Here is a 21710-nt window from a genome sequence, read left to right as displayed (position 1 = left end):
CGCCTGATGCCCACCGCCACCGATCTTGCCAATGCCTGGTTCGCTCAACGCGGCTGGAAGCCGTTCGCTTTCCAGCGCAAGGTGTGGGCCGCCGTCGAGCGTGGGGAGTCGGGCCTGCTCTATGCCAACACTGGCGCTGGCAAGACGTATGCGGTCTGGCTGGCGGCACTGCGGGCGTTCAAGGCCCAGGCCCAGGGGCGCCACGCGGCGCCGCTTCAGGTCATCTGGATCACCCCCATGCGCGCCCTGGCCGCCGATACGGCAAGAGCGCTGCAGGCACCCATCGACGAGATGGGCTTGCCCTGGAGCGTTGGCGTGCGCAGCGGCGATACCGGCAGCGCCGAGCGCGCACGCCAGGCCCGGCGCATGCCCAGCGTGCTGGTCACCACACCTGAAAGCCTGACCCTGCTACTGACAAGGGCCCAGGCCAGCAATGACTTCGCGACGCTGCGCATGGTGGTGGTGGATGAGTGGCACGAACTGCTCGGCAACAAGCGGGGGGTTCAGCTGCAACTGGCGTTGGCCCGCCTTCGGCGTTGGCACCCTGGCCTGCCGACCTGGGGGCTGTCGGCCACCCTCGGCAACCTGCAGCATGCCCTGGACGTGTTGCTGCCCCAAGGTGGTCAGTTGGTCCGCGGGCGCCAGGACAAGGTGCTGCAGGTCGATACGCTGGTGCCCGAGCACATCGAGCGCTTCCCATGGGCAGGGCACATCGGCCTGAAGATGTTGAAGCAGGTAAGCCGGGAAATCGACGCCAGCAGCAGTTGCCTGGTGTTCACCAACACCCGGGCGCAGGCCGAGCTCTGGTATCAGGCCCTGCTCGAAGAGCGCCCCGACTGGGCGGGCCTGATCGCGCTACATCACGCCAGCCTGGCACGGGACACCCGCGACTGGGTCGAACGCAGCCTCAAGGAGGGCACGCTCAAGGCCGTCGTCTGTACATCGAGCCTGGACCTGGGCGTGGACTTCCTGCCGGTCGAGCGCGTCCTGCAGATCGGTTCGGCCAAAGGAATCGCCCGGTTGATGCAGCGCGCAGGCCGCTCAGGGCATGCGCCTGGACGGCGCTCGCGTATCACCCTGGTGCCCACCCACAGCCTGGAGCTGGTGGAAGCCGCCGCCATGCGCCAGGCCCTGGCGGCCGGCCACCTGGAGGGCCGCCGGTCGCCGCGCCTGTGCATGGATGTACTGGTCCAGCACCTGGTCAGCATGGCCCTGGGCAGCGGGTTCGAGCCGCAGCAACTGCTCGCAGAAGTGCGCAGCACCTGGGCCTTCGCCGACCTGCGTGACAGCCAGTGGCAATGGGCACTGGACTTCGTTTGCCATGGCGGCAGCTCGCTCAGCGCCTACCCCGATTATCAACGTGTTGAAATGCACCCAGACGGCTTATACCGGGTCGCCAGTGAGCGCCTGGCGCGCCGCCATCGCATGGGCATCGGCACCATCGTCAGTGACGCCTCGCTGCACCTGAAGTACTGGAGCAAAGGCGGTGGCGGCAAGAACCTGGGCAGCGTGGAAGAAGCGTTCATCTCACGCTTGAGGCCCGGGGACACATTCGTCTTCGCCGGCCGCGTGCTGGAGCTGGTTCGCGTGGAAAACATGACCGCCTATGTGCGCCGCAGCAATGCGCGCAAGGCGGCGGTGGCCCGCTGGAACGGCGGGCGCATGCCGCTTTCCAGCGAACTGGCAGACGCTGTGGTCCAGCAACTTGACGCCGCAGCGCACGGTCGCTTCGACAGCCCTGAAATGCGCGCAGTAAGGCCGTTGCTTACGGTACAAGCCCAGTGGTCGGCGCTGCCGACGACAGGGACCCTGCTGGCAGAGACATTCAAATCCAGGCAGGGCTGGCACCTGTTCGTGTACCCGTTTGCCGGGCGCATGGCCAACATGGGGTTGGCCAACCTGATCGCCTGGCGTGTCAGCCGAGAGCAACCGCTGTCGGTTTCCATCGCCGTCAACGACTACGGCTTCGAGCTGCTAAGCCCTGGGCCGGTGGATTGGGCCAGCTACTTGCCCCGTGCGTTGAGTACCGAAAATCTTCTGGAGGATGTGCTTGCCAGCCTCAATGCCGGGGAAATGGCGCTGCGCCGGTTCCGGGAAATCGCCCAGATCGCTGGGCTGGTGTTCGGTGGCTATCCTGCAGCGCAAAAGAGCATGCGCCAGATCCAGGCCTCGAGCGGGTTGTTCTATGAGGTGTTCCGCAAGCACGACGCAGGCAACCTGCTGCTGGGCCAGGCACGTGATGAGGTACTTAGCGAAGAGTTGGAAATCGATCGGCTTCGGGCCCAGTTGCTGAAACTGACCGACCTTAGGCTGGACTTGCGTGTGATGGAGCGCACCGGGCCGTTGGCGTTCGCACTGCTGGTCGAAGGACTGCGTGAAACCCTGAGCACGGAAAAACTGGCAGACCGCATTGCGCGAATGGTAGCGGAATTGGAGAGCATTGCAGGTTGAACCCGATAACGATCAGACGCATTTATGGGGCAGCGATTATCTCGCTTGCCATTGACGGCCTGGCGATCCGCACATGACGACACATTGCGCCATCGAACTGGCCGGGCAGAAACTCTGGCTGCTGCCGGACAAAGCCGTGTATTGGCCAGCCCGCAAGGCGTTGCTGCTGGCCGATGTGCACATCGGCAAGGCGGCGAGCTACAGGGCCTTGCACCAACCCGTTCCCAGAGGCACTACCGAAGCCACGTTGGCCCGGCTCGACACGCTGCTGGCCGAGCATGACTGCGAGCAACTGATCGTGCTGGGTGATTTCCTGCATGCCCGGACTGCGCGGGCGCCAGCTACACTGGCCCGGGTGCAAGCCTGGCGAGAGCGTCATCCGGGGTTGAGCATCGTGCTGATACGCGGCAACCATGACCGCAACGCAGGCGATCCACCTGTTGAGCTGGGGATCGACGTGGTAGACGAACCTTACGTGGTGGGGCCGTTCGCCCTGCAACACGAACCCAAGGCGCATCCGGCGCTCACGGTGCTTTCAGGGCACGTCCACCCGGTCTTCGTGCTGCGCGGCAGGGCTCGCCAACGGCTGCGCCTGCCGTGCTTTCTGATCGACGAAAAAGTCAGCCTGCTGCCAGCTTTCGGAGAATTCACAGGCGGTTGGGAGATCGAGCCCGCCGGCACCAGCCAGGTCTATCTGGCCGGTGCCGGCCGGGTGTGGCCGCTATGAAATGAATCAGGCTACAGGCGCTGGAGGCGGCTCGTCGGGAAGGGTGGGCTCGCCGGGCTCCATGGGCGTATCACCCGGCTGGCCAGGCTGCGGCGTGTCCGGGTCAGGCTGCCCTGGCACACCGCCAGCATGCAGCGGCAATGGGTCAGCCAACAGCGACCAGGAAAGCAGCCCGATGTGATTGGGCTGCAAGCCAGCCAACTTCGCACTGATCGTTGGGTGGAGTTTCATTGGCACCTCCTGACAACAGCCGACCCGCTTTATGCAAATCGGCAGGGTTACCACTTGGAGCGTCAAAAGCCGATGAAATTCCCGACGCCTGTCGGTCAGGTGCGTGGCAGGGTGACGCCACGTTGGCCCTGGTACTTGCCGCCGCGGTCCCGGTAGGACACTTCACAAGGCTCGTCCGATTGCAGGAACAGCATCTGTGCTACCCCTTCGTTGGCGTAGATCTTGGCCGGCAACGTGGTGGTGTTGGAGAACTCCAGCGTCACGTGGCCTTCCCACTCGGGCTCGAGCGGGGTCACGTTGACGATGATGCCGCAACGCGCATAGGTGCTCTTGCCCAAGCAGATGGTCAGCACGTCGCGCGGGATGCGGAAGTACTCCACGGTGCGCGCCAGTGCAAAGGAGTTGGGCGGGATGATGCACACGTCGCTCTTGATGTCGACGAAGCTGCCGGCATCGAAGTTCTTCGGGTCGACGGTGGCCGAGTTGATATTGGTGAAGACCTTGAATTCGTCGGCGCAGCGCACGTCGTAGCCGTAGCTGGAAACGCCGAAAGAGATGACCCGGTTATCCTGTTCGCCACGCACCTGGCGCTCCACGAACGGCTCGATCATGCCGTGTTCCTGCGCCATGCGGCGAATCCACTTGTCCGATTTGATGCTCATGGCGGGATGTCCTGAAGAGTCTGCAAGGTAAAGATAGACGCGCATCTTACCGGTCCCGGCGCGGTCTTCAAAGTTCCATCCAGCGTTTGCCGCCCGCCGCGGCTACAGTGCCCGCGAGGCGTGGCTTGCAGCCGCCGTCGATCTCTTTTCGGGGAAAGCGGCGTCTGGCCATTGGCAGCTTGGGCAAAGTGGGGTAAGGTGTTGCCACTGTGCTGCACGTGACACCGAGAATCTCTAGTTTGATGCACGATCCTGATCGGCCCATCGCTGAATTTTCTGCTCTCTTTGCGCTCAGTCCCGGGCAGGGTTTTTCCTGACCGAAATCAAATTGTCCAAGGAGACAGAAAAATGTCCAATCGTCAAAGCGGTACCGTCAAGTGGTTCAACGATGAGAAAGGCTACGGCTTCATCACCCCTCAGTCGGGCGACGACCTGTTCGTGCACTTCAAAGCCATCCAAGCTGACGGCTTCAAAACCCTGAAAGAAGGCCAGGCTGTTACTTTCGTCGCTACCCGCGGCCAGAAAGGCATGCAGGCTGAAGAAGTTCAGATCGCCTAAGTCGATCGAGCTTTCTAGCTTTCAAAAAAACCCGCTTCGGCGGGTTTTTTTATGCCTGCTACTCAGTCAGCAGGCGCCAGGGCGCGCTGACCATGGTCAAGGATCGCCCGTTGAACAGATACACGCCTATGAGCACGACCTGTCAGCACGAGCGGCTCACCGAGCCGCCCTCTGGTCTTGATCTGAAAGGCTGCGGTACTACAGCCGACTAGTCTTCGCTGATGGTGATGCTCGGCATCGCTGGCGCTGCCGCTTCACGCAGTACGATACGCGCTCCCACCTTGCGCGCCAGCTCCTGGTACACCATGGCGATCTGGCTCTCAGGCTCGGCGATGGCCGTAGGCTTGCCGTTGTCGGCCTGCTCGCGGATCAACATCGAAAGCGGCAACGACGCCAGCAGATCGACGCCGTACTGGCTGGCGAGTTTCTCACCGCCACCCTCGCCGAACAGGTGCTCAGCGTGGCCGCAGTTCGAACAGATGTGTACGGCCATGTTCTCGACCACGCCCAACACCGGGATGTTGACCTTGCGGAACATTTCCACGCCTTTTCTGGCATCGAGCAGCGCCAGGTCCTGGGGCGTGGTCACGATGACCGAACCTGCCACCGGCACTTTCTGCGCCAGCGTCAGCTGGATGTCGCCGGTGCCAGGCGGCATGTCGATGACCAGGTAATCGAGATCATTCCAGGCCGTCTGGGTTACCAACTGCAGCAGCGCCCCCGAGACCATGGGGCCGCGCCACACCATGGGGGTATTGTCATCGGTCAGGAATGCCATCGACATCACTTCGACCCCATGGGCCTGGATAGGCACGAACCATTTCTGATCACGAATCTGCGGCCGCGTACCTTCGGCGATGCCGAACATCACGCCTTGGCTGGGGCCGTAGATATCCGCATCGAGGATGCCTACGCGCGCACCCTCACGGGCCAGTGCCAGCGCCAGGTTGGCGGCGGTGGTGGATTTGCCCACGCCGCCCTTGCCCGATGCCACGGCGATGACGTTCTTCACGTTGGCCATGCCGGGCACTTGGGCTTGGCCCTTGTGGGCCGCGATCACGCACTCGATGCTCACCTGGGCACGGGTTACGCCCTCAAGGTTACCGATCGCCGTTTCCAGCACCTGCGCCCAGCCCTGCTTGAACAGGCCTGCGGCATAGCCGAGCTGCATCTGTACGCTGACACACCCATCCTGGATTTCGATGGCACTCACGCAACCGGCAGTGACCGGATCCTGGTCGAGATAGGGGTCTGTGTACTGGCGAAGCACGCCTTCGATGGCGGCGCGATTGAGGGCACTCATGGACACTCCCATTGGCAAACTGAATGTAAAACAAGCGCCTATCCTAACCCGTCAATCGTCAGCAGATGCGTGCGCGGGGTGAAATATATTCGTCAGCCCTTTATAGTGGCCGATCATCCTCATTTTCACCCGTCGCCAGATAAGTAGCCGAGCCACCATGTCCGAGCCACGTCAGATTCTCGTCACCAGCGCCCTGCCCTATGCCAACGGATCCATCCATCTTGGCCATATGCTCGAGTACATCCAGACAGACATGTGGGTCCGCTTTCAAAAGCTGCGCGGCAATCAGTGCATCTATGTCTGTGCCGATGATGCGCACGGCTCGGCCATCATGCTGCGAGCCGAAAAGGAAGGCATCACGCCAGAGCAACTGATCGCCAACGTACAGGCCGAGCACAGCGCCGACTTTGCCGATTTCCTGGTGGACTTCGATAATTTCCACTCCACCCACAGCGAAGAAAACCGTGAACTGTCGGGCATGATCTATACCCGGCTACGCGAGGCGGGGCATATCTCCACTCGCTCGGTGACCCAATACTTCGACCCTGAAAAGGGCATGTTCCTGGCAGACCGCTTCATCAAGGGCACGTGCCCGAAGTGCGCGGCCGAAGACCAGTATGGCGATAACTGCGAAAAATGCGGCGCGACCTATGCACCGACCGAATTGAAAGACCCCAAGTCTGCTATTTCAGGGGCTACACCGGTGCTGCGCGACTCCCAGCACTTCTTCTTCAAGCTGCCCGACTTCCAGGCCATGCTCCAGCAGTGGACGCGCAGCGGCACGTTGCAGGACGCCGTGGCCAACAAGCTCGCCGAATGGCTGGATGCCGGTCTGCAGGAGTGGGACATCTCCCGCGACGCGCCGTACTTTGGTTTCGAGATCCCTGGGGAGCCTGGCAAGTACTTCTACGTCTGGCTGGACGCGCCGATCGGCTACATGGCGAGCTTCAAGAACCTGTGCGCGCGTCGCCCGGACCTGGACTTCGATGCCTTCTGGAACCAGGGCTCCAGCGCTGAGCTTTACCACTTCATCGGCAAGGACATCGTCAATTTCCACGCCCTGTTCTGGCCCGCCATGCTCGAAGGCGCTGGCTTGCGCAAGCCGACCGCGGTCAACGTGCACGGCTACCTCACCGTCAACGGTGCGAAGATGTCCAAGTCGCGGGGCACGTTCATCAAGGCCCGTACCTACCTCGACCATTTGCAACCTGAATACCTGCGTTACTACTACGCCGCCAAACTAGGTCGTGGGGTCGATGACCTGGACCTGAATCTTGAGGACTTTGTGCAGAAGGTCAACTCCGACCTGGTGGGCAAGGTGGTCAACATCGCCAGCCGGTGTGCCGGTTTTATCCATAAAGGCAATGACGGCGTGATGGTGGCCGGTGATGCGGCTCCAGAGCTGACCGAAGCCTTCCTGGCAGCTGCACCGTCCATTGCAGAAGCCTACGAGGGCCGAGACTTCGCACGCGCCATGCGCGAAATCATGGCACTGGCCGACCGCGCCAATGCATGGATTGCCGAAAAGGCGCCTTGGTCGCTGGCCAAGCAGGAAGGTAAGCAAGATGAGGTGCAAGCCATCTGCGCCCAGGGCATCAACCTGTTCCGTCAGTTGGTGGTCTTCCTCAAGCCTGTGCTGCCAGTGCTTGCGGCTGATGCCGAGGCCTTCCTGAATGTTGCACCCTTGACCTGGGACGATCACCGCTCGCGCCTGGAAAATCACACGCTCAACCCGTTCAAGGCCCTGCTCAGCCGCATCGAACCTGCCAAGGTGCAAGACATGATCGCGGCCAGCAAGGAGGACCTGCTGGCCGCCGAGGAGCCAAAGGCACCTGTGGGTAATGGCGAGCTGCACAAGGACCCGCTGTCGGCGGAAGTCGACTTCGACACCTTTGCCGCAGTCGACCTGCGCGTGGCATTGATCGTCAAGGCCGAGGCCGTACCGGGTGCTGACAAGCTGCTGCAGTTGACCCTGGACATCGGTGATGAGCGCCGCAACGTCTTCTCCGGCATCAAGTCAGCCTACCCTGACCCCGCTCAGCTCGAAGGCCGGCTGACCATGATGGTCGCCAACCTCAAGCCACGTAAAATGCGCTTTGGGGTTTCCGAGGGAATGGTGATGGCCGCCGGCCCTGGCGGTGAAGAAATCTACCTGCTCAGCCCCGACAGCGGCGCCAAACCCGGTCAGCGCATCAAGTAACCCACAAGCGGGGCCTGCATCAGGCCCCTGCCTTACGACAATGGCGCGCAGCCACCAGCTGCTGCGCTTTGCCTAGAGCGGCCAAGTCCAACTGCATGCTTACGCTCTCCAGGAACGCTACGAATTCATGAATGCCGTCAAACGTCGAGAAATCTTCCGTCGACTGCACGAAGACAACCCGACACCCAAAACCGAGCTGGCTTACACCACACCCTTCGAGCTGTTGGTCGCCGTGACCCTCTCCGCGCAATCCACCGATGTGGGTGTGAACAAGGCGACAGCGCGGCTTTTTCCAGTTGCCAACACCCCTGAGGCTATCTACGCGCTGGGTGTCGACGGACTGAGCCAGTACATCAAGACCATTGGGCTCTACAACAGCAAGGCCAAGAACGTCATCGAGGCCTGTCGCCTGCTCATTGAGCGGCATGACGGGCAGGTGCCGGACACGCGCGAGGCTCTCGAAGCCTTGCCGGGCGTTGGCCGCAAGACAGCCAACGTGGTGCTCAATACGGCGTTTCGCCAACCGGCCATGGCGGTGGATACCCATATATTTCGCGTCAGCAATCGCACGGGCATCGCCCCGGGCAAGACGGTGCTGGAGGTGGAAAAAAAGCTGATCAAGTTCGTCCCCAAGGATTACTTGCTCGACGCACACCATTGGTTGATCTTGCACGGCCGCTATGTCTGTCAGGCCCGCAAGCCCAGGTGCGGCAGTTGCCGAATCGAAGACCTGTGCGAATACAAGCACAAGACCACTGATGATTGAAGCAATAGTAAAAACACTGCGCTTCGATTGAAAAAATCTTTTTTACCAGCGCTCACTTTATGGTTATAAGGTCGGCCATTGGCCCTTGCCGTGGAGCGACTCATGAGCACTGATAAAGACGACCTCGCGATTGAAGATGATTTTGTGACAGCTGAAGAAGAAGTCGAGCCGCAAGTGGAACCGGCGAAGACCAATCTGAGCAAACGTCGCACCATTGACAATCTGTTGGAAGAACGTCGACTGCAGAGGCAGCTGGCCGATTTCGATTACGATCTCTAGGTAGGTGCTTGCTGGCGGGCCTCCGAAAGACCCGTTCCCTCTCCGTTCAGGCCTCGAATTCGGTGCAGAGCCCTCCTGCCGGAGGCTCTGCATACCCTCAGTTCAACCCGTGTCGCTGCGCCAGTTCGATCAGGTCCACCAGAGACCGCGCGTTGAGTTTGAGCAGCAACCGAGATTTGTAAGTACTGACCGTCTTGTTGCTCAGGTACATGCTGTCGGCGATTTCCTTGTTTGATCGGCCCCGCGCCAATTGCTGAAGCACTGTCATCTCCCTTGCCGAAAGGCGGTTGACCATTTCCGCTTCACTGCTGCCACTGCGCCCTCGCGAGGCATGCAGCGCCTGGTTGGGGAAGTAGCTATAGCCCGACAACACCGCCTTGATCGCGCTGAGCAGTTCGGTCAGTTCCTGTTGCTTGCACACGTACCCTGCCGCCCCTGCCTGCATGCACCGCATCGAGAAGTTGCCGGGTGCCTGGGAGGTCAGTACGAGTACTTTGCTGCATGGGCTTGAACTGGCCATGCGGCCGATGACTTCGAGGCCGTCGAGCTTGGGTATGCCGATGTCCAGCACGACGATATCGGGAAGATGTTGCCGTGTCAGTTGCAGCGCGGCCACTCCGTTGTCCGTTTCAGCGACGACATCGTACCCATGCCGCTCCATCAGCATGCGTACGGCCAGACGTATCACCGGGTGATCATCCACGATAAGCACTTTGTTCATGCGATATCCATTCATTGCTGTTGCATTGGCAGGCCACGATAACCGAGAGAAGAACTCATGGCGCGGCGTTTTCGCCTAGAAACGGACGTACAGACACGGCTTACTAAACTTACGGAAGTTTCCTACGCACAAGATGAAGAGTTGTTACAAGCTAATTATTAAAAGCGGATAAGAACTCCAAGAGGGCAACTCCCGACAACTTTCACATCAACCACTGACACCCTGCTCATGGCGCTTGAAGCGCATGGCAGGCTCAGGCCCGGCATGGGAAACAGTGCAGGGTTTAGCTGAGCAAGGTCCTAGGTTATAGATGTACGAAAGCGCAGGAGAAGGCTCCATGAATCAAGCACAACCCGTTGCTCCGCTGACAATCGTCGCCATCTTTGCGGGGATAATCGAAGCCTCCGCCCTGGCTACCTTGCCCTTTCTTAGTGAAGCCAGCCAGACGCTGTATACATGGTTCCTGGTTGGTTTTCCCTTCTTTCTGACCGCCCTGTTCTTCTTGACGCTGAACTTCAATTACAAGTCCTTCTATACGCCTGCTGGATCGCGCGTTGAATCAGTGGACAGTGCGCAGAGCGCCCGGAAGATCACGTCCACGACCCTGCCGACCGCCAGCGCAATCGTGCACGGCGAGCCGGTGACCTTCATGTTCAGCGGGCCAGAGGCAAGTCAGTTGATGGAAAAGGAGTTGTTGCAAGCGCTCGCCCAAGCGCCTGAGCCGGCTCGCACCTGGCAGTTCTGCAATGTGCCAAGAGGGCAATGTGTCCGGCTTTCAGTCAGCCCGCTCGAGTAAAGGCAAAAACCCGGCACTAGGCCGGGTTTTTGCAGAGCGGCGTGCTGAATCAGAGCAACGAGCGGCCCTTGTTCGCAGCGATACGCATACGCAGCGCATTGAGCTTGATGAAGCCCGCCGCGTCTTCCTGGTTGTAGGCACCGCCGTCTTCTTCGAAGGTGGCGATGTTGGCATCGAACAGCGAATCGTCGGACTTGCGGCCGACCACGGTAACGTTGCCCTTGTAGAGCTTCAGGCGCACGACACCGTTCACATTGACCTGGGACGCGTCGATCATCTGCTGGAGCATGACCCGCTCCGGGCTCCACCAGTAGCCGGTGTAGATCAGGCTGGCGTACTTGGGCATCAGCTCGTCTTTGAGGTGAGCGACTTCGCGGTCCAGGGTGATCGACTCGATGGCGCGGTGCGCCTTGAGCATGATGGTGCCGCCAGGGGTCTCGTAGCAGCCACGCGATTTCATGCCCACGTAGCGGTTTTCGACGATGTCCAGTCGACCGATGCCGTTGGCGCCGCCGATACGGTTCAGATCGGCCAGCACGGTGGCCGGGCTCTTCTCTACGCCGTCAATTGCGACGATGTCGCCGTTGCGGTAGGTCAGTTCCAGGTAGGTTGCCTGGTCTGGGGCGTTTTCGGGCGAAACGCTCCAGCGCCACATGTCTTCTTCATGCTCGGTCCAGGTATCTTCCAGGACGCCGCCTTCATAGGAGATGTGCAGCAGGTTGGCGTCCATCGAGTACGGCGACTTCTTCTTGCCATGACGCTCGATCGGGATACCGTGCTTCTCGGCGTAGTCCATCAGTTTCTCGCGCGAGAGCAGGTCCCATTCACGCCATGGCGCGATGACCTTGACGCCGGGCTTGAGGGCATAGGCGCCCAGTTCGAAACGAACCTGGTCGTTGCCTTTGCCGGTAGCGCCGTGGGAGATGGCGTCGGCACCGGTTTCGTTGGCGATTTCGATCAGACGCTTGGCGATCAGCGGACGGGCGATGGAAGTACCCAGCAGGTACTCGCCCTCATACACGGTGTTGGCGCGGAACATCGGGAATACGAAATCGCGCACGAATTCTTCGCGCAAATCGTCGATGTAGATCTCTTTGACGCCCATTGCCTGAGCCTTGGCGCGCGCCGGCTCGACCTCTTCACCCTGCCCCAGGTCGGCGGTGAACGTCACCACTTCGCAGTTGTAGGTATCTTGCAGCCACTTGAGAATCACCGAAGTATCAAGGCCGCCGGAATACGCCAGTACGACCTTTTTTACGTCCGCCATGCCATCACTCCACGGGGTTGTACGGAAAAGGCCCGATTCTAACGGCGTTGAGGCTCAATTTATAGAGGCGCGACAGCTTCTGACGACAAAGCGACAAGAATTGTCGATGGCGCGACGGCCGCTACTTGGCAGTGGCGGGTTTGTCCGGGACCGGCTTGGTGGCACTTGCAGCCTGCGCGGGGGCCGCAGGGTCCTCGACCGCCTTTTGCGCGGGCTGCGCCTGGACAGGGCCTCGCTCAAGCTCGATGTTGACCCGCCGGTTACGGGCGCGATTGCCGGCGCTATTGTTCTTGGCCAGCGGATAACGCTCGCCGTGGAAACGCACGGTTATCTGGCTTTCAGGCACGCCGTGGGCCATGAGGTAATCGGCGACCGCCAGTGCCCGCCGGCGGGACAGGTCGCGGTTGGTCAACCGATTGCCGCTGTTGTCGGAATGCCCGTCCAAGGCCACCTGATTGACGCTGGGGTCGGCCTTCATGTATTCGAGCAGCACATCGAGGCGGGCCTTGGCCGCCTGATCCAGCACGATGCCGCCACCGGGGAAGCCCACCTGGGTCTGACGCACCTGGTCGTAGTTCATGGGCAGCAGCTTGCTGGCGCAGGTCTGGTAGTCACTGTAGGCCTTGGCGAAACTGACCGGCAGCACGCGCACTTCCATTGCCCGCCCGCCCTCCCCGGCGAAGTTGCGCACCACGGCGCTGCGGCCATCGAGCAGGCCGTTGATCAAGCGGCTGGCCTGGCCTTGGGAGGAGTTGAACAGCACGCCGGTACGTGCCATGCGCACATTGCCCAGGTTGATGTCCCCGCGCCCAGGTTGCCAGGGCGCTGCGGCAGCCAGCAAGGTGGCACCGCCGGCACCCATCGCATTGGTCTGTGAGCGCAGGCGGAACACCGGTTGCTCACCGGCACGGCGTACGAACTCACCGCTTCCGAAACCGTCTATCGGCTGGGTCAGCCGGCATTCGAACGCGTCACCCTCCACCGTCCAGGCAATGCTCTCCATGCGTGTCTGGAACGTTAAGGCACCGGCCGGCACGCTGGCAAACACGATAAACAGGGCTAGGTAACGCTGGCGCACGGCGGGCTCCACATAATTCGACACTCACCTTTACGCTATCGGGCGGCCGCGGGAAAACTTGATACCTGTGCTCTGGAGGGGCTTTTCCGGTAGCATTACGGCTTGAGTTCGACCCGCCTGGAATCCTCAATGTCCGATCGCCTGACCCTCCTGCGCCCCGACGACTGGCACATCCATCTGCGTGATGGTGCCGTCCTGCCTCACACCGTTGGTGATGTGGCGCGCACCTTCGCCCGTGCCATCATCATGCCCAACCTGGTGCCGCCGGTGCGCAATGCCGCCGAAGCCGGGGCCTATCGTGACCGTATTCTGGCTGCTCGCCCGGCTGGCAGTCGGTTTGAGCCGTTGATGGTGCTGTATCTCACCGACCGCACCACCCCACAAGACATCCGAGATGCCAAGGCCAGCGGTATCGTGCATGCCGCCAAGCTCTACCCGGCAGGCGCCACCACCAATTCCGATTCTGGCGTGACCAGCATCGACAACATCTTCCCGGCTATCGAGGCGCTGGCTGAAGTCGGCATGCCATTGCTGGTGCACGGCGAAGTCACGCGCAGCGAGATCGACGTGTTCGACCGTGAAAAGCGCTTCATCGACGAGCATATGCGCCGCCTGGTCGAGCGCTTCCCCTCGCTCAAGGTGGTCTTCGAGCACATTACCACCAGCGATGCGGCCCAGTTCGTGACCGAGGCTTCGGCCAACGTTGGCGCCACCATCACCGCGCAGCACTTGCTGTACAACCGCAACCATATGCTGGTGGGCGGCATACGGCCGCATTTCTATTGCCTGCCCATCCTCAAGCGCAACACGCATCAGGTGGCGTTGCTGGATGCCGCCACCAGCGGCAACCCGAAGTTCTTCCTCGGCACCGACTCGGCTCCCCACGCCCGCCACGCCAAGGAAGCGGCGTGTGGATGCGCTGGCTGCTACACCGCGTATGCGGCCATCGAGCTCTATGCAGAGGCGTTCGAACAGCGCAACGCTCTGGACAAGCTCGAAGGCTTTGCCAGCCTGCACGGCCCTGCTTTCTACGGCTTGCCAGCCAACACCGACACCATCACCCTGGTTCGTGATCAATGGACGGCCCCAGAAAGCCTGCCCTTCGGTGAGCAAACCGTGATTCCGCTTCGCGCCGGCGAAACACTGCGCTGGCGCCTGCTGGAGGAACACGCGTGAGCGAAGACCTGTACGAAGATGAACTTGAATCCTCTGGCAGCGGTGGTCACCGTCACCCGATGGCCGAACGCTTTCGGGGTTACCTGCCCGTGGTGGTGGATGTGGAGACTGGTGGTTTCAATAGCGCCACCGACGCCTTGCTGGAAATTGCTGCCGTCACCATTGGCATGGACGAAAAGGGTTTCCTGTTCCCCGAACATACCTATTTTCACCGGGTAGAGCCCTTCGAAGGCGCCAACATCGAGGCCGCGGCGCTGGAGTTCACCGGCATCAAACTCGACCACCCGCTGCGCATGGCGGTGAGCGAGGAAACGGCCCTGACGGATATCTTCCGAGGCATCCGCAAGGCGCTCAAGGCCAATGGTTGCAAGCGCGCCATCCTGGTGGGCCACAACAGCAGTTTCGACTTGGGTTTCCTTAACGCGGCGGTAGCGCGCAACGACCTCAAGCGTAACCCGTTCCACCCGTTCTCGAGCTTCGACACGGCCACCCTGGCAGGGCTCGCCTATGGGCAGACCGTACTGGCTCGCGCTTGCCAGAGCGCCGACATCGACTTCGATGGTCGCGAGGCGCACTCGGCACGCTACGACACCGAAAAAACGGCTGAGCTGTTCTGCGGTATCGTCAACCGCTGGAAAGACATGGGCGGCTGGCGCCAGGATTGATCCGCGCGTTCCAGGTTCAGGCCAAGCCAGTGCGGCTGGCCAAAAAAAACCGGCCATCATGGCCGGTTTTTTTGTGCTCGACGCGGGCTTACAGCTTGCCGGCGTTCTCGCTCAGGTAGGCAGCAACGCCTTCTGGCGATGCGTTCATGCCCTTGTCGCCTTTTTTCCAGTTGGCAGGGCAGACTTCGCCGTGCTCTTCGTGGAACTGCAGGGCGTCGACCAGGCGCAGCAGCTCGTCCATGTTACGGCCCAGCGGCAGGTCGTTGATGATCTGCGAGCGCACGACACCGTTGGTGTCGATCAGGAAGGCGCCACGGAAGGCCACGCCGCCTTCGGACTCTACGTCGTAGGCCTTGCAGATTTCGTGGGTCATGTCGGCAGCCAGGGTGTACTTGACCGGGCCGATGCCGCCGTTGTTGACGGGGGTGTTGCGCCATGCGTTGTGGGTGAAGTGCGAATCGATCGATACGCCGATCACTTCCACGTTGCGCGCCTGGAAGTCAGGAATGCGGTTGTCCAGAGCAATCAGCTCGGACGGGCAGACGAAGGTGAAGTCCAGCGGGTAGAAGAACACCAGGCCGTACTTGCCCTTGATGGCCGAGGCCAGGTTGAAGCTGTCGACGATCTCGCCGCTGCCCAGTACGGCAGGTACGGTGAAATCGGGGGCTTTCTTGCCAACGAGTACGCTCATTGTTATCTCCTGATGTGAGTGAAGAACCATTGCCAGGCCGAGTCGCCGACCCGACATGCAACAAAGGTTGACCATCATACACAGGTTACGGTGACAGGCCGAATGCTGAGCGCACGACCGCTGGTCACCCGGAGCAAATGCCTTCTGAAACCACTTTGACAAGCATTCTCATTCACATTAAGCTCCAACCCATCGAACCCGCCAGCGATGGTCAGCCCTATGTATGTGTGTCTTTGTGTCGGCGTCACCGACGGACAGATCCGCGATGCGATCTATGAAGGATGCTGCAGCTACAAGGAAGTCCGAGCCGCCACTAATGTCGCCAGCCAGTGTGGCAAGTGCGCTTGCCTGGCTAAGGAAGTGGTGCGCGAGACACTGACCAAACTTCAGGTCAGCCAGGCCGCCCTGCCCTATCCGGTAGAATTCACCACTGCCTAATACCCAGATTTGACGAAAACCGGACCATGCGTCCGGTTTTTTTTCGCCTTAATTCAACGAGTTAGCGCGCCAACGCGGTTCACAAACATTCTTATTCCTATTAATTTTCATTTATTATTCAATTACTTAGGTTTGACAGGCCCGGGCATCAGGCTCAAACTTCCCTGTATTGGCACACTTCGACAGGGCAGGAACCCCAATGAAAGGCGACATCAGCGTCATCCAGCATCTCAACAAGATCCTCGGAAACGAGCTGGTCGCAATCAACCAGTATTTCCTCCATGCCCGCATGTACGAAGATTGGGGCCTGAACAAGCTCGGCAAGCACGAATACAAAGAATCGATCGACGAAATGAAACACGCTGACAAACTGATCAAGCGTATTCTGTTTCTCGAAGGTATTCCCAATGTTCAGGACTTGGGCAAGCTGCTGATCGGCGAGCACACCAAAGAGATGCTCGAGTGCGACCTGCGAATCGAGCAGAAAGGCCTGATCGACCTGAAGGCGGCCATTGCCCACTGCGAAACAGCGGGTGACTTTGGTTCGCGTGACGTGCTGGAAGATATTCTGGAGTCTGAAGAAGAGCACATCGACTGGCTGGAAACCCAGCTGGGCTTGATCGACAAGATTGGTATCGAAAATTACCTGCAGTCGCAGATGGGCGAAGAATAAGACGCCAACACAAAAAAACCCGCCAATGGCGGGTTTTTTTTGGAGCGCATTTCTTACGCTTCGGCAGCCTTCGCCTTGGCGGCGGCATCCTTGATCAGGGTCTGCAGCTCACCCTTTTCGAACATTTCCAGCACGATGTCGCTACCGCCGACCAGCTCACCACCGACCCACAGCTGGGGGAAGGTTGGCCAGTTGGCATATTTGGGCAGGTTGGCGCGAATTTCCGGGTTCTGCAGGATGTCGACGTAGGCGAACTTCTCGCCGCAACCCATCACTGCCTGGGAGGCACGGGCCGAAAAGCCGCACTGCGGCGCATTCGGCGAGCCCTTCATGTAAAGCAGAATGGTGTTGTTGGCAATCTGCTCTTTGATCGTTTCGATGATATCCATGTAGCACCTCGGCTTGACTTTCCGACACGGGCGTCGGCACGGTGACGCATTGTAACGGAAAGCCGAGCTGCATGCTCGGCCTTGCCAAGGCTCAAGCGGCTTCCACGTGCACCGGAACGCCATTGAGCGCAGCATTGCCGCAGACCGAGTCGCGCAGCAGCTCGTCAGTGAGATCGTTGGCGCTGACGCCGGGCTGTGCCTGGGCGGTCTGAAGGCGCACACCGTGACGACCATGCCCGAAGCCATGGGGTAGGCTTACCACCCCTGGCATCATGCTTTCGCATGCCTGTACCTGCACCTGCACCGCCCCTGCTCGCGAGCGCACCCTGACCTGCTGGCCATCCTGCAGTTGGCGCTGGCGCAGGTCATCGGGGTGCATCAACAAGTGATGGCGCGGTTTCCCTTTGACCAGCCTGTGATAGTTGTGCATCCAGGAATTGTTGCTGCGTACGTGACGCCGCCCTATGAGCAGCAGTTGCCCGGTTTCTGGCGGCGCCTGCTGGGCCAGACGCTGCAAGTCATCGAGCAGCACACGCGGCGCTGCCTCGACGGTTTTGCTCGCCGTGCCCAGGCGATGGGTAAGGTTGGCCTGCAAGGGGCCCAGGTCCAACCCATGAGGGTGTGCATCGAGGGTTTCGAGAGACAGCTGCCAGGGCGTCGCCTGTCCATAACGCCCAATGCGCAAGGCTTTGTCGATCATCTGCGCTGGCGCTACGGTCGGCGGCAGCTCACGCCCGGCACGGCGCGCATACGCCTTGGCCAGGCCGACGAAGATTTCCCAGTCGTGCAGGGCGCCCTCGGGCCTGGGCAAAATCGCTCGGTTGAACCGGCTCACATTGCGCACCGCCAGCAGGTTGAAGGTGGTGTCGTAGTGATCGTTTTCCAGGGCTGAAGTCGATGGCAGGATCAGATCGGCATGGCGCGTGGTTTCGTTGATGTACAGGTCGATGCTGAGCATGAAGTCGAGCGCCGACAGTGCCCTGTCCAATTGCTGCCCGTTGGGCGTCGACAGTACGGGATTGCCCGCGACCGTGACCAGGGCGCGGACCTGCCCCTCACCCGGGGTCAGCATCTCCTCGGCAAGCGCCGCCACCGGCAGTTCTCCGGCGTACTCTGGCAGGCCCGAGACCCGACTCTGCCAGGCGTTGAAGTGGCCACCCGAAGTGCTCGCCACCACGTCCACCGCAGGTTCGGTGCACAGTGCCCCGCCCTTGCGATCAAGGTTACCGGTGACCAGGTTGATCAGTTGCACCAGCCAGTGACAGAGCGTGCCGAACACTTGGGTCGATACCCCCATGCGCCCGTAACACACCGCCTTGTCGGCGGCGGCGAAATCACGCGCCAACTGGCGAATGGCCTGCGCCGGGATGCCGCACAGGCCGCTCATGGCCTCGGCCGTCATGGGGGCCAGGGCGGCGCGGACATCGGCCAGCCCTGTAATCGGCAGATGCGAGCCGCGTGCCAGGCCCTCCTCGAACAGGGTGTTGAGCAGCGCGCACAACAAGGCCGCGTCGCCGCCCGGCCGAATGAATAAATGGTTGTCTGCGATGAGCGCAGTTTCAGTGCGCCGCGGATCGATCACCACCAGACGTCCGCCCCTGGCCTGCAAGGCCTTGAGGCGTTTTTCCACATCGGGAACCGTCATGATGCTGCCGTTCGAGGCCAAGGGGTTGCCGCCCAGCACCAGCATGAAATCGGTGTGGTCGATGTCCGGAATCGGCAGGAGCAGCCCATGGCCATACATCAGGTGGCTGACCAGGTGCTGGGGCAGTTGGTCCACAGATGTGGCGGAATAGCGATTGCGGGTCTTCAACAGCCCTAAAAAGTAGTTGCCATGGGTCATCAACCCATAGTTGTGCACACTCGGGTTGCCTTGATACACGGCAACCGCATTGTTGCCGTGGGCCTGCTGCACGCGCCAAAGGCGCTCGGCGGCCAGCTCAAATGCCTCCTCCCAGCCAATCGCCTGCCACTGGTCGCCCACGCGCCGGTGGGGTTGGCGCAGCCGGTCAGGATCATTCTGGATATCCTGCAGTGCCACCGCCTTGGGGCAGACATGGCCGCGGCTGAAGGGGTCCTGAGGATCGCCCTTGATGGACTCGATCCGGGCAGGTTCGCCAGGCGAGTGGCTCAGCACGATGTTCAAACCACAAATGGCTTCACACAGGTGACAAGCACGGTGGTGCAGGGTACGGGTCATGGCCGCATGCCTCATTGTATTGATGGCTCGACTATGGACTCAGCCCTGTACAGGAGCCAGCGTGCTTTGCGGTGTGAATTGGTCTTTATCACTCATACGGCAGGCCCTGCCTGTTTGCCAATGTGCCCTCAAGCCGTGTACAAACAGCCGTAGCAAATAAAACACAGCGATACAGTGCCCTGCGAAACCCCTTGCAACATCGCCGGGGGTGCCAAGTGGTTTCACCCCTTGGTTTCAGGCGACATTTAATTATAGTATTGCGCCTTTCCCTATTCGTCCGCCCCGTGCGGCTTACGCCGCAGGTCACCGCCGTTGTCAAAAAAAACCGCACGGTCGGCCTGCATACTGTTGCAGATAAGGTAGTCAATCATGAGCGCTAGGCACTTTCTCTCCCTGCTGGACTTCACCACCGACGAATTGCTCGGGGTGATCCGCCGCGGCATCGAGCTGAAGGACCTGCGCAAGCGCGGCGTGCTGTTCGAGCCGCTGAAGAGCCGTGTGCTGGGCATGATCTTCGAAAAATCGTCGACCCGTACCCGCGTATCGTTCGAAGCCGGGATGATCCAGCTTGGCGGCCAGGCCATTTTCCTGTCCCCGCGCGATACCCAACTGGGCCGGGGCGAGCCGATCGGCGACAGCGCCATTGTCCTGTCGAGCATGCTCGACGTGGTGATGATACGGACCCACGCCCACAGCACCCTGACCGACTTTGCCGCCAAGTCCCGCGTACCGGTGATCAACGCCCTGTCGGACGAGTCGCACCCCTGTCAGCTTCTGGCCGACATGCAGACGTTCCTTGAGCACCGTGGGGCAATCGAGGGCAAGACCGTCGCGTGGATCGGCGACGGCTTCAACATGTGCAACTCGTACATCGAAGCGGCCCGGCAGTTCGGTTTCCAGCTGCGCATCGCCTGCCCCGAGGGGTATGAGCCCGACCCACGGTTCCTGGCCATCGGCGCTGAGCACGTGCAGATCGTGCGCGATCCCCGTGAAGCGGTAAAAGGCGCCCACCTGGTGACCACCGACGTCTGGACTTCCATGGGCCAGGAGGAGGAAACTGCTCGTCGCCTGGCGCATTTCGCGCCGTACCAGGTCACCCGCGACATGCTCGACCTGGCAGCACCCGACGTCTTGTTCATGCATTGTCTGCCCGCCCACCGTGGCGAGGAAATCAGCCATGATCTGCTCGATGACCCCCGTTCGGTCGCCTGGGATCAAGCTGAGAACCGTCTGCATGCACAAAAGGCACTTCTGGAATTTCTTGTCGAACCGGCTTACCACCACGCATGAGTCAACCTCTACTGCTCAACCTGCGCAACCTTGCCTGCGGCTATGGCGACCAGCGCATCGTCCAGAACCTGAACCTGCATCTGAATGCAGGCGACATTGGCTGCCTGCTGGGCTCGTCCGGCTGCGGCAAGACCACGACCTTGCGGGCCATCGCAGGTTTCGAGCCGGTGCACGAAGGCGAAATCCAACTGGCCGGCAACGTCATTTCCAAGGCCGGTTTTACCCTGGCGCCGGAGAAGCGCCGCATCGGCATGGTCTTTCAGGACTATGCCCTGTTCCCCCATCTGACGGTGGCGCAGAACATCGCCTTCGGCATCGCCAAGCACCCGCGCCAGGCGGCGGTCATCGACGAGATGCTGGACCTGGTCAAGCTGGGTGGGCTTGGTGGCCGTTACCCTCACGAGCTGTCCGGCGGCCAGCAGCAGCGGGTGGCACTGGCACGGGCGTTGGCGCCAGAGCCGCAATTGCTGCTTCTGGACGAGCCGTTTTCCAACCTTGACGTGGAGCTTCGTCGCAGGCTCAGCCACGAGGTGCGGGATATCCTCAAGCAGCGCGGCACCAGCGCCATCCTGGTCACCCATGACCAGGAAGAAGCCTTCGCGGTCAGCGATCAGGTTGGGGTGTTCAAGGAAGGCCGGCTTGAGCAGTGGGATACACCCTACAACCTGTACCATGAACCGCAGACACCTTTCGTGGCCAGTTTCATCGGCCAGGGCTATTTCATCCGTGGCCAGATGACCAGTGTGGAAGCCGTCAGCACCGAGCTGGGCGAGCTGCGAGGCAACCGCGCCTATCGCATGGCTGCCGGCAGCTCGGTGGATGTGTTGCTACGTCCGGATGACATCGTGCATGCCCCCGACAGCCCGTTGCGCGCAGTGATCGTGGGCAAGAGTTTTCTCGGCGCCTCGACCTTGTACCGCCTGCAACTCCCCACCGGCAGCCAGCTCGAAGCGATCTTCACCAGCCATGTGGATCGTCAGCCAGGAGAAGAGGTGGGCATCGCAGTAAAAGCCGATCACTTGGTGGTGTTTCCGGTGCCAGGCAGCATTGCAACCCAGACGGTGCAGCAGGCAACAGGCGTTCGTCGCCACAGTGGGCCGAACTGACGCCAGGCCCGGGCTACGTCTTGAGCGGGCCCGCTACCGGCTC

General features: G+C 60.9%; 22 protein-coding genes. 13 read left to right on the top strand and 9 right to left on the bottom strand.

What is annotated here, in order from left to right:
* Window positions 1–6: 6 nt before the first annotated feature.
* Both FS767_RS14290 and pdeM read left to right on the top strand, forming a co-directional pair.
* Window positions 7–2451, top strand: coding sequence for a ligase-associated DNA damage response DEXH box helicase (locus FS767_RS14290; RefSeq protein ID WP_144966375.1), 2445 nt, complete (start codon window positions 7–9; stop codon window positions 2449–2451).
* Between the two features lie 73 nt (window positions 2452–2524).
* Window positions 2525–3178, top strand: coding sequence for a ligase-associated DNA damage response endonuclease PdeM (gene pdeM, locus FS767_RS14285; protein WP_144966373.1), 654 nt, complete (start codon window positions 2525–2527; stop codon window positions 3176–3178).
* A 6-nt stretch (window positions 3179–3184) separates the two neighbouring features.
* Here the strand turns inward: pdeM and FS767_RS14280 are convergent, their stop codons facing one another.
* Together FS767_RS14280 and dcd are read right to left on the bottom strand one after the other, a co-directional pair.
* Complete coding sequence (locus FS767_RS14280) at window positions 3185–3409, bottom strand: hypothetical protein (RefSeq protein WP_058606055.1); 225 nt, start codon at window positions 3407–3409, stop codon at window positions 3185–3187.
* A 95-nt stretch (window positions 3410–3504) separates the two neighbouring features.
* On the bottom strand, window positions 3505–4071 hold the full coding sequence (dcd, locus tag FS767_RS14275) for a dCTP deaminase (protein WP_023535255.1): 567 nt from the start codon (window positions 4069–4071) through the stop codon (window positions 3505–3507).
* 348 nt (window positions 4072–4419) lie between these two features.
* Here dcd and FS767_RS14270 point away from each other — a divergent pair, with 348 nt between their 5' ends.
* Window positions 4420–4629 carry a cold-shock protein gene (locus FS767_RS14270; RefSeq protein WP_016488765.1) on the top strand — a complete coding sequence of 70 codons (210 nt, stop codon included), beginning with the start codon at window positions 4420–4422 and terminating at the stop codon, window positions 4627–4629.
* A 208-nt stretch (window positions 4630–4837) separates the two neighbouring features.
* Here FS767_RS14270 and apbC read toward each other — a convergent pair whose 3' ends face one another.
* A complete protein-coding gene (apbC, locus tag FS767_RS14265; protein ID WP_058637953.1) occupies window positions 4838–5932 on the bottom strand; it encodes an iron-sulfur cluster carrier protein ApbC in 1095 nt (364 codons plus the stop codon).
* A gap of 157 nt (window positions 5933–6089) precedes the next feature.
* On the opposite strand from apbC, the gene metG reads away from it, so the two are divergent.
* The 3 genes from metG to FS767_RS22865 all read left to right on the top strand — a co-directional run bounded on the left by metG (window position 6090) and on the right by FS767_RS22865 (window position 9177).
* Window positions 6090–8132 carry a methionine--tRNA ligase gene (gene metG / locus FS767_RS14260; protein WP_144966371.1) on the top strand — a complete coding sequence of 681 codons (2043 nt, stop codon included), beginning with the start codon at window positions 6090–6092 and terminating at the stop codon, window positions 8130–8132.
* Between the two features lie 127 nt (window positions 8133–8259).
* A complete protein-coding gene (nth, locus tag FS767_RS14255; protein WP_144966369.1) occupies window positions 8260–8898 on the top strand; it encodes an endonuclease III in 639 nt (212 codons plus the stop codon).
* A 102-nt stretch (window positions 8899–9000) separates the two neighbouring features.
* Window positions 9001–9177, top strand: a complete 177-nt coding sequence (locus FS767_RS22865; RefSeq protein WP_167339837.1) for a PA3496 family putative envelope integrity protein — start codon at window positions 9001–9003, stop codon at window positions 9175–9177.
* Window positions 9178–9274: 97 nt separating this feature from the next.
* Here FS767_RS22865 and FS767_RS14250 read toward each other — a convergent pair whose 3' ends face one another.
* On the bottom strand, window positions 9275–9898 hold the full coding sequence (locus FS767_RS14250; protein WP_144966367.1) for a response regulator transcription factor: 624 nt from the start codon (window positions 9896–9898) through the stop codon (window positions 9275–9277).
* Window positions 9899–10235: 337 nt separating this feature from the next.
* On the opposite strand from FS767_RS14250, the gene FS767_RS14245 reads away from it, so the two are divergent.
* Complete coding sequence (locus tag FS767_RS14245; protein WP_144966365.1) at window positions 10236–10694, top strand: hypothetical protein; 459 nt, start codon at window positions 10236–10238, stop codon at window positions 10692–10694.
* 49 nt (window positions 10695–10743) lie between these two features.
* Here FS767_RS14245 and FS767_RS14240 read toward each other — a convergent pair whose 3' ends face one another.
* Both FS767_RS14240 and FS767_RS14235 read right to left on the bottom strand, forming a co-directional pair.
* Window positions 10744–11961, bottom strand: coding sequence for an argininosuccinate synthase (locus tag FS767_RS14240; RefSeq protein ID WP_058606061.1), 1218 nt, complete (start codon window positions 11959–11961; stop codon window positions 10744–10746).
* A gap of 121 nt (window positions 11962–12082) precedes the next feature.
* Window positions 12083–13039: an OmpA family protein gene (locus FS767_RS14235; protein ID WP_144966363.1), complete on the bottom strand. Its 957-nt coding sequence runs from the start codon at window positions 13037–13039 to the stop codon at window positions 12083–12085.
* Window positions 13040–13168: 129 nt separating this feature from the next.
* Between FS767_RS14235 and pyrC the strand changes: the two genes are divergently transcribed.
* Window positions 13169–14215, top strand: a complete 1047-nt coding sequence (gene pyrC, locus FS767_RS14230) for a dihydroorotase (protein WP_144966361.1) — start codon at window positions 13169–13171, stop codon at window positions 14213–14215.
* On the top strand, window positions 14212–14880 hold the full coding sequence (rnt, locus tag FS767_RS14225) for a ribonuclease T (RefSeq protein ID WP_027915348.1): 669 nt from the start codon (window positions 14212–14214) through the stop codon (window positions 14878–14880). Before pyrC ends, rnt begins: the two co-directional genes overlap by 4 nt.
* A gap of 88 nt (window positions 14881–14968) precedes the next feature.
* On the opposite strand, the gene FS767_RS14220 is transcribed toward rnt, so the two are convergent.
* Window positions 14969–15571, bottom strand: coding sequence for a peroxiredoxin (locus tag FS767_RS14220; RefSeq protein WP_023535284.1), 603 nt, complete (start codon window positions 15569–15571; stop codon window positions 14969–14971).
* Between the two features lie 219 nt (window positions 15572–15790).
* On the opposite strand from FS767_RS14220, the gene FS767_RS14215 reads away from it, so the two are divergent.
* Both FS767_RS14215 and bfr read left to right on the top strand, forming a co-directional pair.
* The gene (locus tag FS767_RS14215; protein WP_027915349.1) at window positions 15791–16009 is read left to right on the top strand and encodes a bacterioferritin-associated ferredoxin; all 219 of its coding nucleotides are present in this window, start codon (window positions 15791–15793) and stop codon (window positions 16007–16009) included.
* Between the two features lie 199 nt (window positions 16010–16208).
* Complete coding sequence (gene bfr / locus FS767_RS14210) at window positions 16209–16682, top strand: bacterioferritin (protein WP_058605176.1); 474 nt, start codon at window positions 16209–16211, stop codon at window positions 16680–16682.
* Between the two features lie 53 nt (window positions 16683–16735).
* On the opposite strand, the gene grxD is transcribed toward bfr, so the two are convergent.
* Both grxD and FS767_RS14200 read right to left on the bottom strand, forming a co-directional pair.
* Window positions 16736–17071: a Grx4 family monothiol glutaredoxin gene (gene grxD, locus FS767_RS14205; RefSeq protein ID WP_023535214.1), complete on the bottom strand. Its 336-nt coding sequence runs from the start codon at window positions 17069–17071 to the stop codon at window positions 16736–16738.
* A 91-nt stretch (window positions 17072–17162) separates the two neighbouring features.
* Complete coding sequence (locus tag FS767_RS14200) at window positions 17163–19271, bottom strand: molybdopterin-dependent oxidoreductase (protein WP_144966359.1); 2109 nt, start codon at window positions 19269–19271, stop codon at window positions 17163–17165.
* A gap of 369 nt (window positions 19272–19640) precedes the next feature.
* Here FS767_RS14200 and argF point away from each other — a divergent pair, with 369 nt between their 5' ends.
* Both argF and FS767_RS14190 read left to right on the top strand, forming a co-directional pair.
* On the top strand, window positions 19641–20561 hold the full coding sequence (gene argF, locus FS767_RS14195) for an ornithine carbamoyltransferase (RefSeq protein ID WP_058605178.1): 921 nt from the start codon (window positions 19641–19643) through the stop codon (window positions 20559–20561).
* Window positions 20558–21667, top strand: a complete 1110-nt coding sequence (locus FS767_RS14190) for an ABC transporter ATP-binding protein (protein WP_058605179.1) — start codon at window positions 20558–20560, stop codon at window positions 21665–21667. Before argF ends, FS767_RS14190 begins: the two co-directional genes overlap by 4 nt.
* The last annotated feature ends 43 nt before the right edge of the window (window positions 21668–21710 follow it).

This window comes from Pseudomonas sp. DE0010 (assembly GCF_007680745.1).
GTDB lineage: Bacteria > Pseudomonadota > Gammaproteobacteria > Pseudomonadales > Pseudomonadaceae > Aquipseudomonas > Aquipseudomonas parafulva_B.
Note: the sequence above shows the minus strand (reverse complement) of the source record. Positions and strands in the feature narration are given on the sequence as shown.

Coding starts and splice junctions, on each gene's coding strand:
- metG (WP_144966371.1), top strand. CDS start 6,090: ATGTCCGAGCCACGTCAGATTCTCGTCACCAGCGCCCTGCCCTATGCC.
- dcd (WP_023535255.1), bottom strand. CDS start 4,071: ATGAGCATCAAATCGGACAAGTGGATTCGCCGCATGGCGCAGGAACAC.
- FS767_RS14200 (WP_144966359.1), bottom strand. CDS start 19,271: ATGACCCGTACCCTGCACCACCGTGCTTGTCACCTGTGTGAAGCCATT.
- FS767_RS14270 (WP_016488765.1), top strand. CDS start 4,420: ATGTCCAATCGTCAAAGCGGTACCGTCAAGTGGTTCAACGATGAGAAA.
- grxD (WP_023535214.1), bottom strand. CDS start 17,071: ATGGATATCATCGAAACGATCAAAGAGCAGATTGCCAACAACACCATT.
- pdeM (WP_144966373.1), top strand. CDS start 2,525: ATGACGACACATTGCGCCATCGAACTGGCCGGGCAGAAACTCTGGCTG.
- FS767_RS22865 (WP_167339837.1), top strand. CDS start 9,001: ATGAGCACTGATAAAGACGACCTCGCGATTGAAGATGATTTTGTGACA.
- FS767_RS14215 (WP_027915349.1), top strand. CDS start 15,791: ATGTATGTGTGTCTTTGTGTCGGCGTCACCGACGGACAGATCCGCGAT.
- FS767_RS14280 (WP_058606055.1), bottom strand. CDS start 3,409: ATGAAACTCCACCCAACGATCAGTGCGAAGTTGGCTGGCTTGCAGCCC.
- bfr (WP_058605176.1), top strand. CDS start 16,209: ATGAAAGGCGACATCAGCGTCATCCAGCATCTCAACAAGATCCTCGGA.
- argF (WP_058605178.1), top strand. CDS start 19,641: ATGAGCGCTAGGCACTTTCTCTCCCTGCTGGACTTCACCACCGACGAA.
- apbC (WP_058637953.1), bottom strand. CDS start 5,932: ATGAGTGCCCTCAATCGCGCCGCCATCGAAGGCGTGCTTCGCCAGTAC.
- FS767_RS14220 (WP_023535284.1), bottom strand. CDS start 15,571: ATGAGCGTACTCGTTGGCAAGAAAGCCCCCGATTTCACCGTACCTGCC.
- pyrC (WP_144966361.1), top strand. CDS start 13,169: ATGTCCGATCGCCTGACCCTCCTGCGCCCCGACGACTGGCACATCCAT.
- FS767_RS14240 (WP_058606061.1), bottom strand. CDS start 11,961: ATGGCGGACGTAAAAAAGGTCGTACTGGCGTATTCCGGCGGCCTTGAT.
- FS767_RS14290 (WP_144966375.1), top strand. CDS start 7: ATGCCCACCGCCACCGATCTTGCCAATGCCTGGTTCGCTCAACGCGGC.
- FS767_RS14245 (WP_144966365.1), top strand. CDS start 10,236: ATGAATCAAGCACAACCCGTTGCTCCGCTGACAATCGTCGCCATCTTT.
- FS767_RS14250 (WP_144966367.1), bottom strand. CDS start 9,898: ATGAACAAAGTGCTTATCGTGGATGATCACCCGGTGATACGTCTGGCC.
- FS767_RS14190 (WP_058605179.1), top strand. CDS start 20,558: ATGAGTCAACCTCTACTGCTCAACCTGCGCAACCTTGCCTGCGGCTAT.
- nth (WP_144966369.1), top strand. CDS start 8,260: ATGAATGCCGTCAAACGTCGAGAAATCTTCCGTCGACTGCACGAAGAC.